The sequence below is a fragment of the Gottfriedia acidiceleris genome, assembly GCF_050457485.1.
Classification (GTDB): Bacteria; Bacillota; Bacilli; order Bacillales; family Bacillaceae_G; genus Gottfriedia; species Gottfriedia acidiceleris_D.
The window spans coordinates 231,068-255,473 of record NZ_JBCMJM010000008.1; the positions used below are offsets into that span (position 1 = coordinate 231,068).

Below are 24,406 nucleotides of genomic sequence, written 5' to 3' on the forward strand. Positions count from 1 at the left end.
TGTCCGTAATTTTACGGGCCTGCTTTTCCTAATCATTAGGAGGAAATCCTTTGATTGATTTCTCGATTCTAACAGAACATATGGAGTATTTTTTAGAAGGATTAAGAGTAACCATTTTAACTAGTTTAATCGCTTTATTATGTAGCTTTATTTTAGGGACAATTATTGCTGTCATGCGAATTGCTCCAATTAAACCACTTAACTGGTTAGGTTCGATTTATGTGGAATTTATCCGTAATATCCCTGTACTAGTGGTCGTGTTTTTTACTTACTTAGCTGGAAGTTTTAGTGGAATGGTTGCAGGAACAATCGGATTGACCATCTATACAGCAGCCTTCATTTCCGAAGCAATCCGTGCCGGTATTCTCTCTGTTCCAAAAGGACAAATGGAAGCTGCCCGCTCGACAGGTTTGAGTTACGGACAGGCAATGAGATTGATTATTCTCCCCCAAGCGATAAAAATCGTCATCCCTCCTCTCGGCAACCAATTTCTAAATCTAGTAAAAAATTCATCATTATTAGCAGTCGTAGCCGGTGGAGATTTAATGTATCAAGGCGATCTAATATCTGCAATGACTTACGTAACTTTTGATACTTATATTTTCGTAGCCTTATTTTATTTAGTCTTAACGATTCCATTAAGTATTGGTGTTGGCTATTTAGAAAAACGCTTGGCTAGAAGTAATTAAGGAGGTGGATGAATGGATTTTCTGCAGCCGTTCGCTGATGTATACACACTTGATCATATAAAATTTTTACTAGAAGGATTTTGGGTCACCCTTAAGGTCGCTGCCATTTCAATTGTACTTAGTTTCATTATTGGAGGACTTATTGGTACGCTTAGATATACGAAGATTCCTGTTGTTACTCAACTATTAACCGCGATTGTTGAGATCATTCGGAACCTACCTTTGCTATTGATTATTTTCTTTACTTATTTTGCTCTACCGGAAATCGGGATTGAAATGAAAATAATCACAGCCACAATCGCAGCATTGACGGTTTTTGAATCAGCAATGATATCAGAAATTATTCGAAGTGGCTTAAACTCGATTGAAAAAGGACAGATCGAAGCAGCACGTGCATCTGGACTGAATTATATCCAGACATTGCGTCACATCGTTCTGCCCCAAGCATTGAGACGAATGGTTCCTCCGCTTGTTAGTCAGTTTATTTCTTTACTGAAAGATACGTGTTTAGCTGTTGTTATTGCATTGCCGGATTTATTGCATAATGGACAGATTATTTATGCGCAGAAGGAATCTTATGTGATTCCTGTTATGGTGATGGTTTCGTTGATGTATTTTATTGTGAATTATGTTTTGTCGTTGGTTGCTCGAAGGTTGGAGATTAAGCAGTCTTGAGAAATCTGGTTCATTTATTGGGCCGGATTTTTCCAATGCAATTTTCCATATCATGCCATGCATTTAAACACAATTTAATTTTATTTATTCATCTTGTGACTGATTATTTAAAATCCTACGGTGCGCCTACACGCCCTACACCGTTCTCTTTTGAGTGATTTACTATCTAATCTACTTAATCTAGTAACCTTAAAAGCGTTAAAGATCAAGGGATGGCTTGTATTTTTTTAGAAAATCTCTAAAAAATCTCCTCCTTGTATAGAGAATTCGACTGATGTGTAACACACGCCAAGCGATAAACCAATAGCTATTAAAACAATATCAATACATAGTAACTAAATACTATAATGAAATTTCATAGTTTATTCACAATATAAGATAACTATATAATGAATTTATAGTTAAAATTAACTTAACTTTTATAGAGGAGAATATATATGAAAAAGAAAAAAAAGATAATGATTCCGTTATTAATAGCTACTGTATTAATAATCACTTCGTACACTTATGTAAAAATAAAACTGCATTTAACAAAAAATGCAGTTGAGGAATATCTTATTAAGGATAAAGGCATAAAAAAACAGGAGATAGAAGAACTTCATCCAGTTTTTGATTGGATTAAATCATCAGGTGATCGAAAATGGTCAGTTCGTGTGAAAATAAAAGGCGATAATGAATATTACGGTTATTATAAAGATAGTAAAAAAAATAAAATAATATTAGATCCACTGAGATAATAAAGAGCATCTATATTTTGCTCTTTTTTTATTTAATAGAATATACAAGGCTAAATCCATTATAACCTGAAATAAATGAATTTTTAAAATCATAGGGTTTAATTATACCAGGACGTTTCCAAACTCTACCATTAGGACTACTTTCAGGAATTTTATATTCTAGCCCAGCTTTCCAATAGGAATACCATACTATTTCACTACAATATGTATATGGATCAATATCTGTTGGATTTGTAGTAATTTTATAAGCAATTTTTTTATCTTTAAAATATCTTATTGCCTTTTGAGCTGCATTTGAACCTACAGCTGAATTATGATATCGTGCTACATAGGTTGTTTTATAATTTTTAGTCCATGTTGATATATTAATCACTTTTGGATAATAGCCTGGACCTTGAATGTGTAAAAGTTCTGTTGAATTGATTACTATACCTGAATGTCCAACTAATCCTTTAACACCTGCATCATCAGTTACTAAGATATCACCCGGTTTATAACTAAAAGCTGCTGATCCAACATTTGGACTCCAAATACTTAAACAAAAAATAATTGAAATCAAACTTAATATAATTTTTGCTTCGACTAGTATTGTTTTCATTATTATATTATCCTTTCTAAAATTGTGCACAAGGCTTTTGTAGTGGCAATTTAGGATAGAGTTCTGTCATATGGCTTTAAGTGTTTGTAAAAATAATGTAACTCCTAGAATTGCTAATTTTTTATAATCATCACGATTAATTGATTAGTAGCAAAATAGTTATATAGAATTTACAGTAAAATTTACTTATTTGTGAAAAAGTTAACATAAAGTTTTACAATTGAAATTCCCATAATATATCCCTTGACTTAATACTTAATTAGAATAATTTGAACTACTTTCTCTTTATATATTAAGAAAGTCAATTTTTCATTTCTATCTTTATCAAGAATACGTCATCGTTTCTCCTATTTCTTCAAGCGAGTGAATGTAGTTTTTACCGTACTTAAGATTCTTGTTTTGAGACCTTCCGAGACACCACCTATGATTTATCCAATATTTTCTTCTATTACCCCAAAATAAACTACCAGATGTTCAGTCTATGACTAGTGAAAAAAATGTAACTCTAAAACAATAAATTTTTCAAGATCATCACTCCTTATTAATAAGTAAATAGCAGTATAATTTTTAGTAAATTTTACTAACTTGTGAAAATGTTAACATACTAAGTTCTATTAAACTCATTATCAATGTGACAAATAATTGAAGATTTTGGAAATAAAAAATGCAGTCTTCAAAAATTTGAAGACTGCATTGATACTTTAACATTGTATTGACACTGTAGATAAACTCGATGAAAATCAGGTTTGCCAACAGTCTGAGATAGTTAGTTCCCTCTTGAGAGCCACCATTTTTTACTTCTTAAACCTATCTTTCACACGCTATTAAATCTTTATCGCGATCCATTTTTTTATTAGCGTCATATAGAGCTTTTGAAGCATACGGTTTATATTTAGTTTTACCGCCCTTATTTTTAACGGATGAACTACGGGCAACTCCACCCTTGTATACTTTATTCAATTCAGTACAGTTCTTAAATGTTTTCACAGCTGCACTAGCATCATCAGTTGAAATAATTGAATAACTTTGAATAAGTCCAATTGTAAGAATTCCAATAACAAGTTTTTTCATCTGTAATAACTCCAATCTATTTTTTTGTAACAAATGCTACCTAATTTATAAAATTTCTAGTAAAAAAATACGTTTAATAGTTTGCTAATAAACAAGGCGTATTTCACATTTATCTTAATCTATTTATAATTTTAACATAGAAAATCCTGTTATTTCAGTAAAAATTAACCAGATTTGTTCAGGAAGTATTTACTAAATTTAATAACTCTAATCAAAAATCGAGTAGGTCTTTCGTTTATTTGCATTTTATAAAAACGGTAAATTTTTCATATTTTTGTAATATTTTAGTAAAAAATATAGATTACACTCTGTTAATATTATTTTATAGAGATACTAATTGAGAAATTTTTTTTAGATTTATTGAAAGTTAGCCTGAAGTGATCATTATCTCTATATAAAATCTCAGTGGGAAGGTTAAGGTGGATTCTCCTAGTTATACCTCATGTGAAAGGCATATTATCGAGGTGGAAAATGAAAAAGTTATTTATATTTATATCTCTAAGTAGTATCTTGATTTTGTTGGGATGTACTAGTGAAAAAAATCTAAAAAGCACATCTTTAAACTCGATTACAATAAATAATATAAAAATATATGATAATATCAACGATGTAGATCTAAGTGGGTATGTTAAAAGTAATCGATTTTCAGAAGAGAATGCAAAATATTGCTTTGAAAATTTAGTAATCGATATAAATAAAAAAAATCAAGTAAATTATTTATTTGGCTTTTATAGTGAAAACAAGGTAATTATAAATGGTAAATCTAATTTAAAATATATCAGTGATATTACTGAATTACTTAAGAATAATTACAATGAAGCTTGGGAAGATAGAGGACAAGAACTTAAGTATCATAGTTACTATGATAAAAATCAGAAAATAATCTTCAAAGTAGTATATAGTATTGTATCAAAAGAAATAGTTTGGGTTGAAATTAAGTCAACTGATTAGACTGAGTGATGAAAAAATAAAAATTTGGATCTGATGCATAATCTCCTATTGTTATACTTAAACAATGAGCAGCAAGCTCACCTACAGCCTAATCACAATCACTCTAATAAATCAAAAAAAATAGCGAAGGCTTCCTCGGTTATCGAGAAAGCCTTCGCATATTTAAATTGCACGGATCTTTTCAATGTCCACTATAAAATGACTCTCTTCCATACCATTTTTTATTTACTCATCTTATGATAGATGATTTAATGAATCCAACACTTGTTTTAAACTCAACAAACGTTTCTGCAAGTTCTAATAATGCATCATGTTTTTCCCCAGTTATGCTAATTTATTACCAACTTCTTTTCTTTAGGTACATAGGTTACTTTTTCATAGCCTTCCTCCCAATATTCATCAACGATATTTGTTGGTGATGGGTTAATAATAGTAGGTTTTGATATTTTACCACCTTTTAAAATGACACTTTCGGCAAATGTACCACAGTTATTGGAAGTTAAAGCGTATGGCTCCCTATCTTTCTAGTATTCTTTGTATTCGGTATTGGATTCTTTCAATTTAGTCATCGCAAAGCTGTCCATATCTTCAAAATTTAAGTTTTTAAAATACGCGGCTTCAATTTTTCCATTTTGGCCAGACTTTGATGATAGAGTTGCTAGTATTCTGATTAACGAATCATCCGTTGCTAGTCCGTTACTGCCGATGTACGCATTTGGAACAGTAACTTTTCTTACTATCCCTCTTGTGCCATCTGTTGTTGGATATCTACCATACTCGTAATATCTTGTGTTTCCACTTTGGGATATTAATAGTACTCCTGCATGACCTAGTCCGCCAATTTTACCAACATAATCTATTTCAGTGTCAATTTTATAGTCAGGATAAACAATCAATAAAGCTTCTGCGTCGTATGTTTTTTTCTTTGCCTGAGGATCTTCTGCATAAGAAGCCTTTAGACTAGCAATCTTACTGCTGTCACCAAGTGCCTTTTTGGTTAAAATCTTATCTTTTTTATCCATACTTTACCTGGCCCTCACTTATCTGGAGACTCTTTATCACAACAGCAGCAGCTAGGATTTGGATAGAGCTGACTAAAAATAGTACCTTTTTCTATTTCCGATTTATCTAAAATTGATTTTGCAATTTCATATTTCTCAATCTCTTTTTCTTTTAAGTCATTCGCAAGCTTTTTCGTACGTATTTCCTCATCTTGTAACCCATGTGAATACGTATCAAGCGCATCACCTTGACCTAAAATTGAATCTACTATTACCCCTTCTGTTCTCATCACATGTTTCTTTACTGAAATAATAATACCTTGTACTAAAATTTCTCGTCCGGTTTGATCTTTATATAAGGAATATAAGGATTTAGAAAACTGATAGTAAGGATTAACCGGTTTGTTATCGAAGTCGAGTAAATACTTTTGTTGAATAAACGCTTTACCTGTGCTATTCCCATCTTCATCTAATGCAGTAGGTTGGTTATCTTGATAATCCTTAATAAATAAAAGCTGGTTTAATATCGCATCCTTAACTTCTTTTCTCTTTGAAGCATCATCGACAATAAATTGATCAATCAAATTATCAAGTTCAGGTAAAGTAAACTCTGTTTTGGATTTACTTTCACCGTTAAAAAATGCAAGTCTAAGATCAACCAAATGTTGAATTGTAATAAATTCCTGATTCATTTGGCGAAATACAAAATTTAATGTTCTACTTACATTGATATTTTCAATTTCTCTTACAATTTCAGTTTCTTCACCAGTGGATTCCTTTACTTCTGTACTTGTATTGATTTGAACATCTCTTTTTGAAGAAGCTTTTGCAGCATGCTTTGAAGTAGCATTTTGAAGATTTTTTGAGAACTCTTCCCTGGAGGAGTTTGAACCACCTTTCACACCTCCACTAACTTTTGCACTTCCCCATCCCCAAGATGCCTCAGCCTCTGCTTCTGCATGGTATTCAAAGCTTTCGGATTCATTCTGTTTAGTAGAGTTTTCACTTGAAACAGCATTTTCAAAATCTGACGAGCTTTCACTTGTAAACGAGTCAAGAATACTTGAAGCTTGTTTCGATGAAGTTTCAGTTTTGTGATATGTTTTAACACTTATTTTCGTTTTCTCACCAGGTAAAAGAGAAAATGTCTTAATTGTTCTTCCCGCTCCATATGCACCTAAAAAGGATGACAATTTATAAGTTTCAACTAAAACAATTCTTGGTCTAATAACTTTTGGTTTCGCTGGAATATAGTTATGGGCTAGATCACCAAACATATTTCTATATACATTTAACTTCAATCCACTTTTTATTTGAGTTGCTACTTCATCAGGACTTATACTCTGAATCCCATTTGACAATGATAAATTACTTTCTATTGATAAAGCCTTTGTAGGACTTTCAGCTAATTTAAGAAAACCTGAATTAAGCTTGGCGTTTGTTAGAATCGAGTTACCAATACCTGATTTGAATTCAGTTGCAATTTTGTCTTTTAATGCTGTTTGATCCATTGATTTCAGTTTGCTGAATTCTTGGTTTTCGTAATTTGCTTCTGACTTGAAACAGTCTGGTTTAAAATAATCAGTTGGATTTTTTCCTTTTGGAATGAAGTCTAATTCGATGAAGTTTTTTCCTGTATAGGATGTTGGTTCTGGTACGTTGTAGCTTAGAACTGGGACTCCTCCCTTTTTTGGATCTGGAGTTTGTTCTAGCTCGATCATTGGTTTGTTTGGCATTGGCATAGCTCCTTTTGGGTTGTTGATGGTAATTGGATAACATAAAAAAAAAAGTGTACAGATTTGACTGTACACATTTCTTAATTAGTATATTTTTTTGTTCTTATGATAGAACATTTTTGGTTTAATTTGGGAATTATTGTAGATTAAAGAATACTTGGCCTCCGACTAATTCCTCATATCTTAGTTGTGCTTTTTCGCCTTTTTTTACTAATTTTGCGATGTATCCTTCTTTTTCATTGCCTACATACATTTCGAAGCTAAATTCTGGGTTTGTTGTTCCAAAAATATTGCCACTGTATATATCTCCACTTTCACTAACAACGTTAAAATTCATGATTCCATCAATCATAAAAGCTAAATCTTCAGTCTTTGATTCTACAAATTTAACTTTTACTTTAGTTAAAATCCATTCATAACCTTCTGGCGCAGGATCATTAAATTCGTTCATGCTTTTTAATTTAGCGTAGGCAGCATCTCCGCGCACCACGTCTTCTACTGTTAAGTCAAACTTAATTGGAAATGAATCTCCATTGTCATTATATAATTCGTCATCAACAGTAGCAGTTTTCTTAAATGGAACTGGATTCGTTCTTGAACCAAGTTTGGATTGTTTTGGTTTTTCTACTTTCTTAGTTGTTTTTACTTCTTCTTTTTTTGGAGAGTCTTCTTTTACAGTCACATCTTTTGTGTCTTGCCCACATGCTGATAATAACGAAATTGTTAATAAAGTTGTTCCTAATAAACTTACTACCTTTGAATATTTTCTGTTCATTTTTTTTACCTCACTTTTAATTTTTTTGTTAATCTGATGAATTTTTCGAGTTATTTATCTTTAAGCGAATCTGGGTAAACGATTTTATCGATTTCTTTTTGAGTAGCTTGATCTTTTACTAAAATGGTAACTTTATACTCATTCGGATCTACACCGTTATATAGTTGATACATCATACCGGACATCCCAAATGTAAATGCGGCGAGTCCATCCATGCTATTTTCATATGCTGATTTGTCTACAATCAATGTAAACTCTGAAAAGTCGTTATTGTAAGTAATATCCTTTAGTGAGGCAAAATCTTTACTTTGTTTTGTTTCATTGACAGTTTTAATGATTTCCTCTCTTATACCTTTCATCATTTTCTTGTGTTGAGATTTAGACATTTTGTAGGTTAGTGATCCGTCGGTGTTTTTTGTTACTTTGATTCCTTCTTTTTCTGCATCGGCAATGACTTTATTTATGTCATCTCCCCCGAACATTGAAGCTGGTAATGTAAGTTTTACGTTGAATAAGCCTTTATCGACTGCTACTGATTCTTCTTTTGTCTTTGGATCTTTTGTTGTTTGCTTTGCTTGGTTGTTTGATGAACAGCCGGCTTGTAGAGTAATTAGAAGTGCTAATAATAGGTAAGTGATTTTTTTCATATGAAATCCTCCTTCAGTTTCTTTTAGATTAGGGTTTGATTGAATCTGGATTAATCTTAACTGATGGGATGGTCAGAAAATTGAGTGGGTAAATGAAAGTATTGGTTCTATTTGGGGGATTATTGTTTTTATTACTTTTTAGAGCTGAATACAAAAACCTACTCAAAAAATTGAGTAGGTTATAAATTAAAACAGAAATTCAAATGAATATTACATAAAAACTAAAAGATGTTATATAACTCGATATTCCCTTGTTGTGCAAAATTCTAATTTTAATTCAAAAAAGCATTTTTTTAAATCCGCTCTTCTAGAGTATACCTTTTAATCAAATAAAATTTTATATTTTCACTACACCTTTTCGAAAAGATTTATCCGATTTATCCTCATGATTATTCTCTTCAATTTCAACACCAACAGATTTGTTTATTTTATTTGCTTTTTCAATAGCATCTTGAATAATTCTTTCAGCTTCAATTAGAGCATTTTGAATAATTAAATTAGCTTCTACTTTTGCATTTTGGATTATCTTTTCATCTTTTAATCGATTTGATAACTCATTGGTTAATTCTTCATTCTCATTTTCATTAGCAAAAATTTCATTTAAAGTTTTACCCATTTTTTCAATCAAGCCTACAACTAGAGCATTTCCCATACAAAAATAGCGGAATTTTTCCGGCATACCTGTGTTTGTCCAATCTGATTCAAAACCATTTAGTCGTTCACATTCAATTGGAGTTAGTAATCTCAATCTTTTTGTTTGAGGATCCTCTATAACATGTGTACTTCTATTTTTACTTGATTCACTAGTTAATATTGTTCTTGCAGGTTTATTAATCGGATCAGGGAAGGCAATACTGCCTTCTCTAAACATATATTCAAACCCTTCTTTTGTTCTTCTAGGCTGTTCTTTAGAACCTTTCAAATATTTCCATTTATCTAGATTCTCACCCAAGTAATATTCTTCACCAACATCTGATACTAATATCTCACTTAATGGTTGAGGTTTAAATTCCATAGGTTGAAATTTTTCGGTAACTACTTGATCTCCTATCATTATTCCAGCTTCAAAAAAACCTTTATCATATGAATCAGAAATAGTTTGAATGTCTTTTTCAAGGGAAATTTGTTTACTTTCCTTTATTTCCGCGATAGGAAATTCTTTTGAGAAAAATCCATTTTCAGTTATATAATTATTCATTTCAAATAAATTATACTTTTCCTGCTCTTTATGGTAATTTGTATCTTTATGAAAGGCAAAAATAAAGACCCTTCTCCTGCGTTGTGCAAATTCATAATCAGCAGCATTAATTACTCGCCATTCCACACTGTATCCTAAATCACGAAAACATGCTAACATAACCGCAAAATCTCGTCCACGTTTTTTAGTTGGTGATTTTAATAGTCTATCAACATTCTCTAACAATACAAATGGTGGTCGATGTCTTTCTAAAATATTTCGAATTTCCCACCAAAGTACTCCTTTTTTTCCTTCAATCCCTTTTGCACCAGTTGATGCAACTGAATAATCCTGGCAGGGAAATCCACCCACAAGTAAATTGTGTTGTGGAATGGGAAAGTTTTCAGGATCCAAATTCACCTTTGCAATATCAATATTTTGTGCATTCACTTCTGGAAAATGACTAACATAACAATTATATGCATGCTGTACTTTTTTACCTGGTTCCCATTGATTTGCCCAAACAACATCCCAATCACCAGCTTTTTTTAGTCCAGCATGAAATCCACCTACACCTGCAAATAGTTCAATTACTGTTTTTTTCATAACTCCTCCAATAAAAACCGAACGTATATACTATTTTGTTTCTATTATACAACAACAGAAATAAAAGATCAAATAATTTATTTATAAATATTATTTAATTTAATAAAAAGACATTATAACATAGATTTTATTGATATTATTAACTTGAAATATTTTCTAAAAAAATGCGCATTACTTTCAATAAATATTTATAAGAGGGAATTTAATAAATTTTAAAACAGAACTTCTTATACTAATGACATAATTGGAAAAACATTTGGGGAATTAGATAAGTTTAATTGATTAAATAAAAAAAATGATAAAGGAGCATTAGGAAAGGTAGTTGAAACGGGGTTTTATGAATACGAATTAAATAATGACAATAAGGCTGATTTTGTTTCTCATTGGATAGAATTAAAAATTTCAGGATTTGAAGCAAATAAAAATGGATCAATTAGAGCTAAAAAAAGAATTTCTTTAAGTATGATTGATTATCATAAAATTATAATGGCAAAGCCTAGAGCTTTTTCATTAAAAAACAGTTATCTAACTGGTGTACTTAGAAATGGCAGAAATGCTGTTGCAAAAACTTTTCCAAATATTTTAAGTGTTAAAGATTATATTAAAAATGAAATGTCACCTTATTTTAATTTAAGTCAAATTCAAATTTTAGAAAAATTAAATGGTAAACATGTTGAAGGTAACATACCAAAAAGTATAGGAAAAATGATATCAGATAAAATTATAGGTAAAGATGATGAACTTTCTAGCAAAAATGATCTTTTTACTAAAACCACATATGTAATTAAAAATATTCCAATAGATAATAATTATAGTCTATTAGAACGTTTAACATTTCGTAATATTGTCCTTTCAGAATTCAATGAACCTTGGGAGAATTCTGTTTGGAAAAGTTATTTTGAAGAAGTTACCTTCATCCTTATATGCTATGAAGGTAAAGGAAAGAAAAATGGATATCGAGTTTTGAATGATGTTAGGAAAATTTCATTTTCTGACGAAGATATTGATAAGTTAGGAAAAAGTTATGAAATGGTCCGTAATGCTATTTTTAGGCATGATATAAGTTTATTACCTTATCCAAATTCATTTGATGGCCAAGTGCTTGAAATTGCCCCAAGAGGCAAAAAGGGAGATAAATCCTATGAAGATTTTTTTTGAAAAAGATGTTACTTAAACATGCTTTATGATTGGTAAGGAATTTATCAACAATAAATTAAGTTCTTCTTAATTAAATAAACAATTATTGGTTACTTTGATTTATTTTATTATAAATCATTTAGCTAATTATTTTTCTGATAAATATTACAATGATGTGAAAAATAGCAAAAAGAGGAGATTAAATCTCCTCTTTTTTTAATTTATTCTATCATTTAATGATGCAATATTAATAACAACAGGTTGGAATTGTTTTAAACTACCATCCTCCACTAACATTGGACCATATGAAATACATTGACCCTTTTGTAGTGAGGATAAAGTTTTTTCCCACTCTTTTCTTGAATTTGCATCATGTGAAAGTACTGAAGCTATACTACTTATCTCAGCATCTGGTGGTGCAAAATAAATCTTATGACTCGACATTTGAAGTCTTGATATTTCATCTGATGACAGTTGGCCTTTTAAGAATTGTGTTGCATACCATCCTGACCAGCCAAACTTTCTTCCTTCAGTTAGTATCTTTGCACTTGGTGATTTTTCACTATGATCAAGATTTTGTGCTTCATCTAAAATTACTGGTAATGGGATATTTTGTGATCCATGCTGAAGTTTGTAATACCATAAATCCCATAAAATAAATTCAGTAATCATCAATTGAACGTCTCGGGTAAAGCCTGAAAGTTGAATAATATACACTTTACCAGGTTCTTTTTCTAGTTTAGACCAATCTTGTTCAACAGTACTATTAAATGGATTTTTATCTATCATTGGATTCAATTGTGATAATGCAGTTTTAGCTGGTCCAGATGCATCCTCTTCTAACTTTTCTCGAAGCTTTTCTAGATTCATCTTATCGCCAATTTCATTCATTCCACGAATAATCGCTTGATAAATTGCATTTTGTTGTTGAATACCTAAATCTTTATAAATAGAAGCCAAAACATTTTTCATTCTTTCAGCAACATCTACGAAATCTTCATCAATGTATTCATTTTCATCTAATTCTTTAATATTTCTTTTAAATGGATTAATAGGGAATTTATCACGCGCAACCAGAATTTGTTCAACTTTATCTCCCATTGCCTCTTTAAATTCTGGTTCTAACTTAGATTTTTTAAAACCATCAGTGTAATCAAAGATAATACTTGAAATGTTTTGGGAGCTTAATTCCACCAACATACATTGTATGAAATAAGATTTCCCTTGACCAGATTTTCCAGAAATTAGTATGTGTCGGTTTGCAAGTTTTGGATGACCATACTCCCAATATATATCCTTATTAGAGCCCTCAATATTTCCAAGTAATACTCTAACATTTTTTAAAACAACTACTTCTTTCACTTGGGTGTTATCAACATCAAAATCATTTACATTAATTGGTGATATTGGATCGATGATAGGAGGATCATCAATTGAGTCAATATCTACAATTGGATTAACTTTGGGTTCAACCGATAAATCTATTATTTCAGGATGTGTATAGGTGTTTGCCAGTAACATTGTTTTTTGAATGTCGGTATTACCTAATTGGATTCTATCCTTTAGTACTTCAACATCCTCTATAACACCAGTATAACCATCTTCTTCCGTCAGCTCTAAAACTAGAACATCTTCATCCATCTTAGCTGAACGCCAAGTAACTTCTTTTCTAAAGGAAAGTACAAGACCTTTCCCTATGTAACGATTTAAATGATTTCCAATTTCATAATCATCATTTAATAATTTTGATTTATATTTTTCTACAATATCAAATGATTTCTCTGGCCAAATTTCATTCAATTGAAACTTTTGTACATTTGCCAGGAAAAGTTGAATAAAGAAGTTTCTAAAAAATTTGTTCTTAAAATTAACTTTTCCATCTGCGTTTACTTTACGAAGCTCTTTATCGAATAAGAATTTTGTTTTTCTAATTTGTTCTTTTGCCTTAGTAATGACTGAATCTTGATTTATTCCAATTTTAACTTCGATTGGATAATAATGCATAAATATTTCTTCATTATCAGTTACTTCCATACCAACTAATAATAAATCATCACTATGACTTCCTCTAACGCCCAGATTTTTTGCAGAAAAAACCCCTTCACTTTTGTTTAATTTAACTGCACCTGAAACCCTTAACACCTCTTCTAACGATATAGGAACCCAAGTAATGTTTGGATGGTCAAAAAAGCTAAGTGAATATTTTAAGGCAGAGATAATACTTATTTTTTCTCTTGAGAAATGCCCTTTGCTTCCAATTACTCTTAATAGCCATTCACCATTAATGGTATTAAATGCTCTTATTGCTTTATCAATATTTTCATCACTAGAATGTACATTATGCTCTAGAAGATATTGATTAATTACATTTCTATACTGATTTGCTTTGTCAGTAACTGTAATAGCCACATATTGATTTGATGAGTTAAATTGATCACTATAGTGAATTACAAGTAAGTCACTTTTTGAACGTTGGAAGAATTCTAATCCAACATTTGGATCAATAAATGTAACCCAATAGGATGACTCATACAGTTTATTTAGTTTTTCTTCATTTATTGCAGATGAAATTGTAACGATACTTTTATTTTTTGTATATGGATTAGCCCCACCTATTTCTAAATTCGAAGCTAATTCATTTAGGTTTTTTGCAGTTAAAAGTAAGTCATTTACATTATCAGCAATATTTTGTGTGCCGAATCCTGTTCGATATTCCTTTCTACCTTTAACTGATGTGATTGAAGACAACAATCCACTTAATGAAGCTCCCGTTTCAATTTCATCCATATTATCCTTAGCAACATAATCACTAGAATCCATTTTGATAAAAGAAATATGTGAAAATTGATAATCCTCACCAGAATTGATCTTATAGTAATGTATTTTTTCTCTAATGATTCTTAATAAATCAACCGGGTCTAAATTTTGGACTTCCAATTTAAAGCCTAGCATTTCTTCAATTTTATTTATATCATCATATAATGAAAATTGTTCAAATGAACTGATATAGTCGTCATCATTGTATAAAGCTACTTCAATTGGAATTAACTGGTGTGGCCCGTTCTTTTCTATTTGATTCTTAATGAAGTTAATAAAGCCTTTTAAAACCTCTTCATCATTTGTAATTTGAATAACATTTACTTTTAATGGAGAATTGGAACCCTCAATAAATAGATAGTTAAAATGTTCAATAAACTGTGAGATCTTTTCTTCGATAACCTTTGATAAAAATTCATTAGATTGACCAACAGTAACCTTCTTAATAGATTGATAAGTTGTCCATTCCCATGCGTCTTTATTTGTAACTGGTCTATAAATCGAATTATTTTCACCATATATATAAGGTAATAAGTTATATGGGTGCAAACGATCTAAAATTTGCGATTCAATTTCTTCATTATTTATTTCTTCATTTATAACTACCTGATAAGCTACATTTAATGGATGCAATGGAGTTAAATAAATTTGATTGTTCTCTTGAATTGTTCCTAATTTCATTAATGAAAGCTGACTATTATTTAAAATATAATTTTCTTTAATAGACATGATTTCATCGTTAAATGACTCTAAATAAATTTTAGATAGTCTCATTAACTCTGTATCCATATATGCCAAGCTTGGTAATAATTCATTGTTCTTATAATATTTTATTAGTTCAAAATAAGAATTAGATAAATTTTCGGATATTTCCAATTCTAGTTTTTCAATACCATTAATTGATTTCTTTGCATATTTAAATTGATCGTTAATCCATAAATTCTCTAACTCTAAAAATTCTTTAAACATTTCTCTAGGGTAATATTCTCTAGTACCCTGTTGCAGCTTATTGTTTAAATACTTAAAGTGAGCTTGATACTCTCTTTTTAATTTCCAAATCCTTTTTCCGAGGACTGGAGGTGATTTCATAGATAAATCCATTGCAAAAAATGGAATTTCTACATTTTGATACCATAATTTAAATGTTAAAATTCCATCATCCCAAGCAGGAGATAATGAAGATATCTCTAGACCTTCATCAATAGAATCTAAAGTAACAACTAAATCATCTTCGTCTAAAATCTTTTCGGAAACTGAACTTCCTGTTGCTCCAAATCGAATTGTTTCACCTTTATTATTAAGGACAATTTGTTTATCCTTTATATTTATTTCATAGAAGGTTTGAATACCCTTTAATACTTCTGGATTACATTCTACAATAGCAATGAAAAACTCAAACTTTGATTTTGAATCATTTTGATGAACATAGGTTACCTTTTCAAAACTAACAGCACCTACTTTAGGCTTAAGCTCTAATTTTAAAAAATTTCCAGAAACTGTACATAAATCCCTGCTCTTAGGGTGGATAAATTCTTTTTTCAGTCTTTGGTCAAATTCAAAATCGATATTAATAACGTCACTTTTATTTTCATTAAAAATAATAATATGACGTTTTCTTAATCCTGCTTTTGTTTCTTGAATTGGTCTATCCCAATATATCAAGTTTTTATTAATTTTAGCCTGAGTATTCTCTATATAAGTTAAGGCTTTTTTCGGTATTGTTGCATTTTCATTTGATTCTTTTACAAACCGGAATGTTTCATTTTTCCAATCATCTTTTTTTAATCTTGTAACACCTTTTTCATCGAAAAGCTTCTCTAATTGTTGGTCTAAATTTTCATACTCGTGAAAATGCAGAATTTTTTCATAGAATTCATGATTTTCCGCAAGTCTTTTGCGAATTTGTGAAGGAGTAAATTGCTCTATATTTTCATCATAAAATAGACCTAGGTTGTGGAAATCCTCTCTTTTTAAAGATCCTTGAGATAGTAATCCTAATACTTCTGCAAAATCAAAAATGTTCGGCTGAAGAATCATATCCTCTAATTTTTCATTTAAGAAAAATAGTGCTACTTCCTGCTCAGATTTTGAAAGGTTAGATTTTTCTATTTCCTTTTTCAAATTTTTGGTAATCGTTTTTACATGTAAAGGCATGCCTTCCTTTTGTAAATCACTACTACCACCTCTAATACTGTCCAATGTTTCATGACAAATGCTAAGAAGTGCAGTATTACTCCAGTCACCTTTTTGTTCCCCAACATTATTCCTTAAAGTTACAAGAAAATCAGGTGTTACATTATCAATTGTAGCAGCAATGACTACTCGAATATTCTTAATTACTAAGCAAAAGGTAGAATAAGCGGAACCTAACTCGTGCTTATAAACAAATTCTTCAGCATGTTCACTTTCTTTTAAAACGCTATAAATCTCTTCAACTTGTTTTTCATCATCAAATTGAAGATAGTATCTTTCCCCACCTTTAAAGGTTTCTGTTTTTAAGAAGCTTATAATTTTTTCTGATAAGTAATTATAAAATTGGTTTAACATATTGAGCATCTCCACTATCACTTTTTTTATCTAAAAGATTTAATTTATCAAATAGCTCTACAATTGCTTCTTTTGAGTATCTATCAAAATAAACACCTCTATCTTCTAGACCCTTAAACACGTCTTTTAAAGACTTTTTATGATCTTTAATTACTACTGCACTTAAAAGTAATAGTAAATCCTGAGACATATTAAGCATATATCCAAATGAACCTCTTGATTTTAGAAAGTACTTCTTACCAATTTGTTCTACTGATAAAGAGTACCTGCTTTTCGTACCTTGTTTAGTTTGAATTTTTGTATGCACTTCTTCTATCATTGCAAACAATTTGAAAATCAGACTAACGTATTCTATTGAATAGTTCTCAACTAATTCTATTTCCATTAAATCAGCATATTCCTTAATCCAATTTGTAATTTCGTTTTCTAACTCAGTTTTATCTGAAATTGATAGACTTTCAAAATTATTGATTAATTCAGGATATGAAAGACCTTTAGTTCCTTGTATAATATTAATTTGCTCGAGAGTATTACTATGAACTAGCAGGTTTTTAGCAGATTCTTTTATAAGATTATATCCTTTAATTTGCGAGCTTCTACTTTTATTTGTACCTTCCCAATCAAGTGTATAAAACAGCTCATTTACTTCGGAATAATTTGCATTTTGGCGTTGACTAAGCTTTAAGGACAGTTGTGTAATATAAAAGAAATAATAATAAGCTAGGAATAATTCAAAATGCTCAGTAAAATATTCTGTATGCTTTGTGATAAATAGAAAATCCTCATAAAACACATTGGAAATATGCTCTAATTTCCCAGTATATTTAGATATTTTTTCTTTATCCTCTAGGTAATCCAAATTTTCTAAGATCAATTTTGCCATTACGTGTTCCGATTCTGTTTTTTCAAAAAGGGCTTTTATCTTCTCATTTTCTCGCGAGTATATGTCTCTTAAAAAAAGTGCAATTTCTGATTCACCTTTTCCTTCGTCTCCATCAGTTTTTTGCAGATATTTAAAGATATATGGATGAAATATCTTCATTGAAGAGTTCTGATCAAGTAAATAATGCTTTATTAAGCTTTTAAAATAAGGTTTATCTTCAGAGTTTATTTCAACTTTTTCAGATATTTTATTTACTACTTCATCTAAATCTAATTTGTCATTTATACTTTGATTACTTAATAATCGACTAAACTCTCCTACAACACCTTCAAATCCTCTAGCAAATTTAGCTCTTTCAGGGTTCCTTGTTGGGAAAGGAAAAAATGGAGCAAATTTATTAATATTATGTGTTAACCCCTTTTTTTCAGGTTTAACACCTAAGTAATTTCTTAGCTGAATTGCGTTCTGATTAAAGTCCATAATTACTCCCTCACGAATGTAAATTGTCCAAAAAATCCATCATATTCTAGTTTAAACCTTAAATCCTCAGAAGAATGATGTACTAGTAGCTGTTCATTTTTATTTCCGAACTTCATAAGTTTATCAATAAATTCTACAAATTGAATTGCATCTTCTTTATCCTTTTTATTAGGTCGATATCCTTTTAAAACCATTAATATTTTTTCATATAATGGATAATCAATTTCTAGTAATGCGAATTTCTTACTATTAGGTTCCTGATAGCCTATTACAATATTTTTCTTGAAGCTATAAAAAATTTCTTCAGCACTCTTAGCCATGTTTTGTGAATATGGTCTAACCGATAGAGACTGTGCAATTTTAATTAATTCAATCGAATCATCAATATAGATATAATTACTATTTCTTTTTGGTTGACCCTTCCATTCAAAAACCGCTTTTAATACATCCTTATATAATTGTTGTAGTCCAGTCGGGTTTCCAGCATTAAATGCAAACAAGGATTTCATATAGCTGTTAAATACACAATCATTAAATACGCTTTCTTGTTCTTCAGTAAAACAGTAAGTCATCCTAATATAAGTCTTCATTAAAACCTTTCTAGTAGAAGCACTTAATTCATAAAACGCGCCTAAATCCTCTATTAAATTAGTCCATTTTTCTATACCTACTAGATTAAGATTTTCTTTAAATATAGAAGAAATGTTATTAGTTAGATTTAAATCTATAAGTAATTGATCTAGTTTTTGTGATCTTAAATGAATTGGATCTAATTTCGACATAACATTTAGAATTTGCGATTTATCACTACTTCCAAACAATAAATTTGGTAATAAAAATTCTGTTTCATCAATGATAGACGAGTATATTAGTTCATGTATATTTGAAGGTACAATCATATCGTGAATAAAATTTAATAAAGCTCTTGTTGATACAATCATTTTATGTTTTACTAATGCTTTTACTAACAGTTGCGCTATGTTTTCTTGTACCTCTGGTCTCATTAATAATTGATAGTTCATTATAACTGGACTAAAATACTCAGATTTATTATCTCTTAAGTATGCTTGATAAAAAGGATTATCATCTGAATCGTTTGTAATTTTAGATAGGATTTCTTTAAAGTAACTAGATTGAGGGCCATCTTCAGTAAGTTCAAATGGTTGATAATCACTAAAGCTTATTAAGTGAAAATTATCAATACTAAATTTGTTTGTAATTACATTCGAATCAAATACCATTGATTGTTCAATAAATTCAACTAGCTTTGTATATGAGTCATTAGCATATTTTGAAGTTAAGAAATTATGAAGTACTCCTAAATTAATTGCCAATATTTTCTTTTCATTAGATTGCTCTATTTTTTCATCTGAAAATGGAAGTAATAACTCAGCTAATGTATCTAGTGAATTTTTCATTGGGTCAAAGCTTTCTGTCGCGTCATTGTGAATAGAAAACTCATTTAATATTTCTGGGTAAGTGCTATTCATATATGCAAGCATGTGAGATTTCCCATCCCCAACGCTTCCACCTAGAATTATCAACTGACTAGAGCTACTTTGATAGGTATCTAGTAATAATTGATGTAAATCTTTTTGAATTGGTCTTTCCACATGAAGATATTTTTTAAATGAGCTAAATGAATTAGCATTCTCAACAGCTTCTTGTGATGATTCTTTTAATTTGGTAAGCTCATAAATCAATGAGCTACCATAAATTTCACCGAAGTTATGTTCATCCTTCTCATTTTCAATAATAATTTCAGAATCGCTTTCTTGTTTCTCTTTAGTAGGAATTAATTTTATGTAATCTTCAAATTGTTTACTAAGTTTATTTATAATGTTTTTTTCTAATTCTGACTGACTATATCCACCCTCTGCTTGAAAAATTGGATGACTGTATATAGGTGCAACAAATTTATGATCACCATATAACTCCATAAACCAAATTGCTATTTCAAATAAGTTCTTATGCATCTTTATTGCTTTTTCTAAATCAGCGTTTAAGTTTTCATGAGCTGCTTTGTTTCCTAAATAGCGAATCGAATCAAACCTTTTAGCAATTTCACTAGATAACAAACCCTCTCTATCTAACTTTTCAATCCTCTCGACTTGTTTTACATAAAGTAAATAATCAAGTCCCGCTTCTTTCTTTACTACTTCCTTAGATAATTGCTCTGCAAATAGTCTTCCTTTAACTAAAACTCCATTAGGATCCACATAAAATATTTTGTCAATATTCTTTCCTATTTGGGCTAATTCTGGATTAATTTCTTGTAAAAATTCAAAAGTATGTTTCGTCATAAGGACACCTCTTTAAGTCACTTTGAAATCTTAAATCTATTCCTTTTAGGATTAAAGTAAAATTTTACTTTTTCATACAAGTTTATTTTACTACGAATATTCATTCATAATAAAAAAATAGTTATAAATATTAAATATTTATTACAAAAAAGATTATACAAAAAGACCTAATCACTTTTTTGATTAGGTCTTTTCAAAAATACGGCTAACATCTTTGTCTAACTTCAATCTCGATTATTCTAATTTTTTAATTATAAATCATTAAAAAATCCAAGAATGGAATCTGTTAATAGAGTACGATTTAAAACATATTTCTAGTCTCACAAGATGTTATTTCTCTTATATATATATATTTATTTGTTCATGGATTTTGAAAAACGAAATTAGCTTTTGTTTTATTCCCCATTACTTATTTTCATATATTTATTGCCTTGTGTTAATTGTTTTTATATATTTATTGCCTTGTGTTAATTGTTTTTATTGAGCACAATTGTTATAAAAACAAACTCCTGTTTAATATTCAATAATAAATTCACTTTAGTAAACCTTCGGCTCAAAACTTGTTTCTAATTCTCCTAATTTTAGTAAATCATTTATTTATCTATTTATTTATTAATTTATTTATATCAAATATGCTGTTCAATTTTTTGATATCCATAAATTAATATTTTTTTCCGTTTTCTAAACTGAAATTAAAAAAATTTGTACCAAATCCGTTTAATATTAAGCTATAAAAATTTAATAACTCAACATTTGATTTTGTTGAATAAATGAGCATCTGTTTACTTGTAAATATTATCTATAAAATTTGTATTTGAAAGTTTTAGGTGAAAAAATTTCAGGATTCCTTAATCATTACAGTTTTTGCTTATTACTAATTTGGAGTTCTAACGTAAATAGATTTTTAATTTTTTGATTTTTGTCACTTCAATTTACATTTTCTAAATTTAGAATACAAAAGAACCTACTCAAAAAATGGGCAGGTTCTCTTTTGTTAGTACTATTTCATATATTTAATTTCAAGCTAAATACGGTTTTTCTTCAACAATCCTATTTCAGATTATCTTCTTATTCTTAACCCAGTCCTGTGACAATATTCCCTTAAGGCTCTAAAACGCATTACCTTAGTCAATCTCAATTTCATGCTGATTTTGAGGTATAGTAGGATCAGCCATCACAATCAATCCTTAATAAAATTTTACCTGGATAATTTGGATCTTTTACTGCTAAATCAATTCTAAATCATGAACAACCAAATTGCCTTTTGAAAATCAAATCCTCTTTGACCTAGCATATTATAAACATCTTATTCAAACGGAGAATCAAACTTTATCTTTAGTAGGATGTCTTTTCTACTTTGAAATAATAAATTATAAGTATTTCTTAAACTCATTATAATTCATTTCTAGAAGAAGATATAACTTAAGAAAAAATATAACGCAATGACAAAACAATTAGTAATATTGAATTATTTTCAGTAAGTTCATAATTAATAGATATTTCCCAATAAAATTACTATAATTAATAAGTGATATTTTATGAAAAAATGAAAAAAAGGGGAACTTTATAAAATTGGAAGACTTATATGAGATGAGTAAAATAAGTTTCCTCTCAATAACCAACCAAAATGAGAACTGAAGGTGATAAGCGCCGATTTAGAGCTTGAATAAATATAACCTATTCAGACAAAATGTTGAAGGTAATTTATAATAAAGTTGAACAGCAGATTAGAATTTTCTATTAGGGAGATGACGATGGATAGAGAATATAAAACAATTCGAGAAATAAAAGAACGTGGTGAAGCTGCTGTTGGTAAAATGATAAAGGAGCTTGTCAAACAGGAGAATGTCGATAAGTGGTACGCTAGCCCAAGAAATAAAGGTTGGCTTGGGAATGCAGTTGAAAAAGATTGGTTCGGGCTAGCGAATAACAGTCGACCTGAGGCTGATTTCAATAATCTAGGTGTAGAACTCAAATGTGCTGGGCTTAAATTTTTCAAAAAAGAAAATTCCTGGGGTGCCAAAGAAAGACTAGTTCTTAACATTTTTGATTTTAATGAAGAATATAAGAGGGATTTTCAAAATTCTTCCTTTTTAAAAAAGTCAAAGCTTGTAGAACTAATGTTGTATAAATATAATCCAGTTGATTTTTTTCAATTTGAAGGAAAGGAATACCCAATCTATCCAGATTTCTTAATGACCCACTCTATTCTTTTTAATTTGAACGACTTATTAGATGATGATTGGGCAATCATTGAAAATGATTGGAACATTATAATGGATATGATTCGTCAAGGGAGGGCTGAGGACATTTCCGAAGGTATGACACAATACCTTGGAGCAGTGACAAAAGGAAGTAAAGCTGCAGAGAACAAAACAACACAACCGTTTAGTGATAAGAAAGCACATAGACGAGCTTTTTCTTTAAGACCAACATACATGAAGGAAATTACGAAGCGAATTGTACAGGGCGAATTAAAGAGTTCCATCACTTACGATTCTTATCAAAATGACTATCCTGAATTACATAAAAAAATCGAATCTAAGCAAATTGGTACTCAAGAACATGTCATAAAAGATTTATCCGAGTTAAAACACAAAACATTTGAACAAATCATTATCAATCAGTTTAAACCGTTTTACAATATGGATAAAAAAGTCTTAGCAGAAAAATTTGGTGTTAGAATCAAAAAAAAGAATGACAAAGCAAGTTCACGGCTAATTGCGCAGAAGATGTTTAATCTAAAAGGTGATTTAGAAGAAACAGATGAGTTTAAGAAGGCTGGAATTGCTGTCAAAACAGTTACCGTAAATTCTAATCAGAGAAAAAAAGCATCCGAAAAAAGACTCACAACTGAAGGATTTAAACTTGAATCGGATGTTAGCTTCATCAAAGATATTAGTAACCTTGATTGGGAAGATACTCGAGTGTATGACTATCTTTCCACAACAAAATTCTTATTAGTCGTTTACGAGGAAACACCAGAAGGTGAGATATTTAAGGGCGCAAAATTTTGGTATATGCCAGAAAACGAACTCATGAGTAGAGTCAAAGAAACATGGGAAATAATTAAACAAACTCTCATTAATGGTGTCGAGTTAACGTTTAAACGTGTTAAGAAAAGTGCCTCCAATAAGAAAGGTTACAAAATAGAGAACAATCTGCCGAGCCAAGTGAGTGGTCCTCAAATTCTTCACATTCGACCTTCAGCTGACGAGTCAGATTATCTTGAAAGTAAAAATTCAGATCGGCTACCCTCTCCTGCAATTTGGAAGAATAGACCTGAGGATATGAAGGATATTTTGACAGATAATTATATGGTTAAGCAGGCCCTCTGGTTAAATAAAAATTATATGTACCAACAAGTAAAAGAATTTTTCGAATGAGATTACTTAATTTGTACTAATACACTGATTTCAGAAACCAATATAGATTCCAAAAGGTGTTTTGGAACAGACTAGGGGTTGAAGTGCCAAAAAGTACATATTAGTGAAACGATTGTGGCGATGAATATATTAAATGGTTGTTAGCTAATAGTTGACAACTTAAACTTATTAGACTTGCAAAAGGTATAAA

The 24,406-nt window shown here is 30.0% G+C and carries 15 protein-coding genes and 1 pseudogene; 6 read left to right on the forward strand and 10 right to left on the reverse strand.

What is annotated here, in order from left to right; translation table 11 throughout:
- Positions 1-50 precede the first annotated feature (50 nt).
- The 3 genes from ABEY15_RS09855 to ABEY15_RS09865 all read left to right on the forward strand — a co-directional run bounded on the left by ABEY15_RS09855 (position 51) and on the right by ABEY15_RS09865 (position 2,101).
- Positions 51-689, forward strand: coding sequence for an amino acid ABC transporter permease (locus tag ABEY15_RS09855; protein WP_429889876.1), 639 nt, complete (start codon positions 51-53; stop codon positions 687-689).
- 12 nt (positions 690-701) lie between these two features.
- The gene (locus ABEY15_RS09860) at positions 702-1,364 is read left to right on the forward strand and encodes an amino acid ABC transporter permease (protein WP_069034259.1); all 663 of its coding nucleotides are present in this window, start codon (positions 702-704) and stop codon (positions 1,362-1,364) included.
- Between the two features lie 437 nt (positions 1,365-1,801).
- Positions 1,802-2,101 carry a plasmid partition family protein gene (locus ABEY15_RS09865; protein ID WP_429889877.1) on the forward strand — a complete coding sequence of 100 codons (300 nt, stop codon included), beginning with the start codon at positions 1,802-1,804 and terminating at the stop codon, positions 2,099-2,101.
- 28 nt (positions 2,102-2,129) lie between these two features.
- On the opposite strand, the gene ABEY15_RS09870 is transcribed toward ABEY15_RS09865, so the two are convergent.
- Positions 2,130-2,699 (reverse strand): hypothetical protein, encoded by a 570-nt coding sequence (locus ABEY15_RS09870; protein WP_429889878.1) that lies wholly within the window; start codon positions 2,697-2,699, stop codon positions 2,130-2,132.
- Positions 2,700-3,506: 807 nt separating this feature from the next.
- Complete coding sequence (locus ABEY15_RS09875) at positions 3,507-3,770, reverse strand: excalibur calcium-binding domain-containing protein (protein ID WP_129688309.1); 264 nt, start codon at positions 3,768-3,770, stop codon at positions 3,507-3,509.
- A gap of 471 nt (positions 3,771-4,241) precedes the next feature.
- On the opposite strand from ABEY15_RS09875, the gene ABEY15_RS09880 reads away from it, so the two are divergent.
- Positions 4,242-4,721: a hypothetical protein gene (locus tag ABEY15_RS09880; RefSeq protein WP_429889879.1), complete on the forward strand. Its 480-nt coding sequence runs from the start codon at positions 4,242-4,244 to the stop codon at positions 4,719-4,721.
- Between the two features lie 524 nt (positions 4,722-5,245).
- Here ABEY15_RS09880 and ABEY15_RS09885 read toward each other — a convergent pair.
- The 5 genes from ABEY15_RS09885 to dcm form a co-directional block, all read right to left on the reverse strand.
- Positions 5,246-5,743, reverse strand: a complete 498-nt coding sequence (locus ABEY15_RS09885; RefSeq protein ID WP_429889880.1) for a hypothetical protein — start codon at positions 5,741-5,743, stop codon at positions 5,246-5,248.
- Positions 5,744-5,757: 14 nt separating this feature from the next.
- The gene (locus tag ABEY15_RS09890; RefSeq protein WP_429889881.1) at positions 5,758-7,458 is read right to left on the reverse strand and encodes a hypothetical protein; all 1,701 of its coding nucleotides are present in this window, start codon (positions 7,456-7,458) and stop codon (positions 5,758-5,760) included.
- 136 nt (positions 7,459-7,594) lie between these two features.
- Positions 7,595-8,233, reverse strand: a complete 639-nt coding sequence (locus ABEY15_RS09895) for a hypothetical protein (protein WP_429889882.1) — start codon at positions 8,231-8,233, stop codon at positions 7,595-7,597.
- Positions 8,234-8,283: 50 nt separating this feature from the next.
- Entirely contained in the window at positions 8,284-8,880 is a 597-nt protein-coding gene (locus ABEY15_RS09900) for a hypothetical protein (protein WP_429889883.1), read from the reverse strand.
- A 337-nt stretch (positions 8,881-9,217) separates the two neighbouring features.
- On the reverse strand, positions 9,218-10,663 hold the full coding sequence (dcm, locus tag ABEY15_RS09905; protein WP_429889885.1) for a DNA (cytosine-5-)-methyltransferase: 1,446 nt from the start codon (positions 10,661-10,663) through the stop codon (positions 9,218-9,220).
- Positions 10,664-11,011: 348 nt separating this feature from the next.
- Here dcm and ABEY15_RS09910 point away from each other — a divergent pair.
- A pseudogene (locus ABEY15_RS09910) lies at positions 11,012-11,821 on the forward strand (MutH/Sau3AI family endonuclease); the annotation flags it as partial.
- Between the two features lie 195 nt (positions 11,822-12,016).
- On the opposite strand, the gene dptH reads toward ABEY15_RS09910, so the two are convergent.
- The 3 genes from dptH to dptF are packed head-to-tail and all read right to left on the reverse strand — an operon-like array spanning position 12,017 to position 20,830.
- Positions 12,017-17,164, reverse strand: coding sequence for a DNA phosphorothioation-dependent restriction protein DptH (gene dptH, locus ABEY15_RS09915; RefSeq protein WP_429889886.1), 5,148 nt, complete (start codon positions 17,162-17,164; stop codon positions 12,017-12,019).
- Positions 17,145-18,527, reverse strand: a complete 1,383-nt coding sequence (gene dptG / locus ABEY15_RS09920; protein WP_429889888.1) for a DNA phosphorothioation-dependent restriction protein DptG — start codon at positions 18,525-18,527, stop codon at positions 17,145-17,147. Before dptG ends, dptH begins: the two co-directional genes overlap by 20 nt.
- A 2-nt stretch (positions 18,528-18,529) precedes the next feature.
- On the reverse strand, positions 18,530-20,830 hold the full coding sequence (dptF, locus tag ABEY15_RS09925) for a DNA phosphorothioation-dependent restriction protein DptF (RefSeq protein ID WP_429889890.1): 2,301 nt from the start codon (positions 20,828-20,830) through the stop codon (positions 18,530-18,532).
- A gap of 1,754 nt (positions 20,831-22,584) precedes the next feature.
- Between dptF and ABEY15_RS09930 the strand changes: the two genes are divergently transcribed.
- A complete protein-coding gene (locus tag ABEY15_RS09930; protein WP_429889892.1) occupies positions 22,585-24,216 on the forward strand; it encodes a MutH/Sau3AI family endonuclease in 1,632 nt (543 codons plus the stop codon).
- Positions 24,217-24,406: the final 190 nt, after the last annotated feature.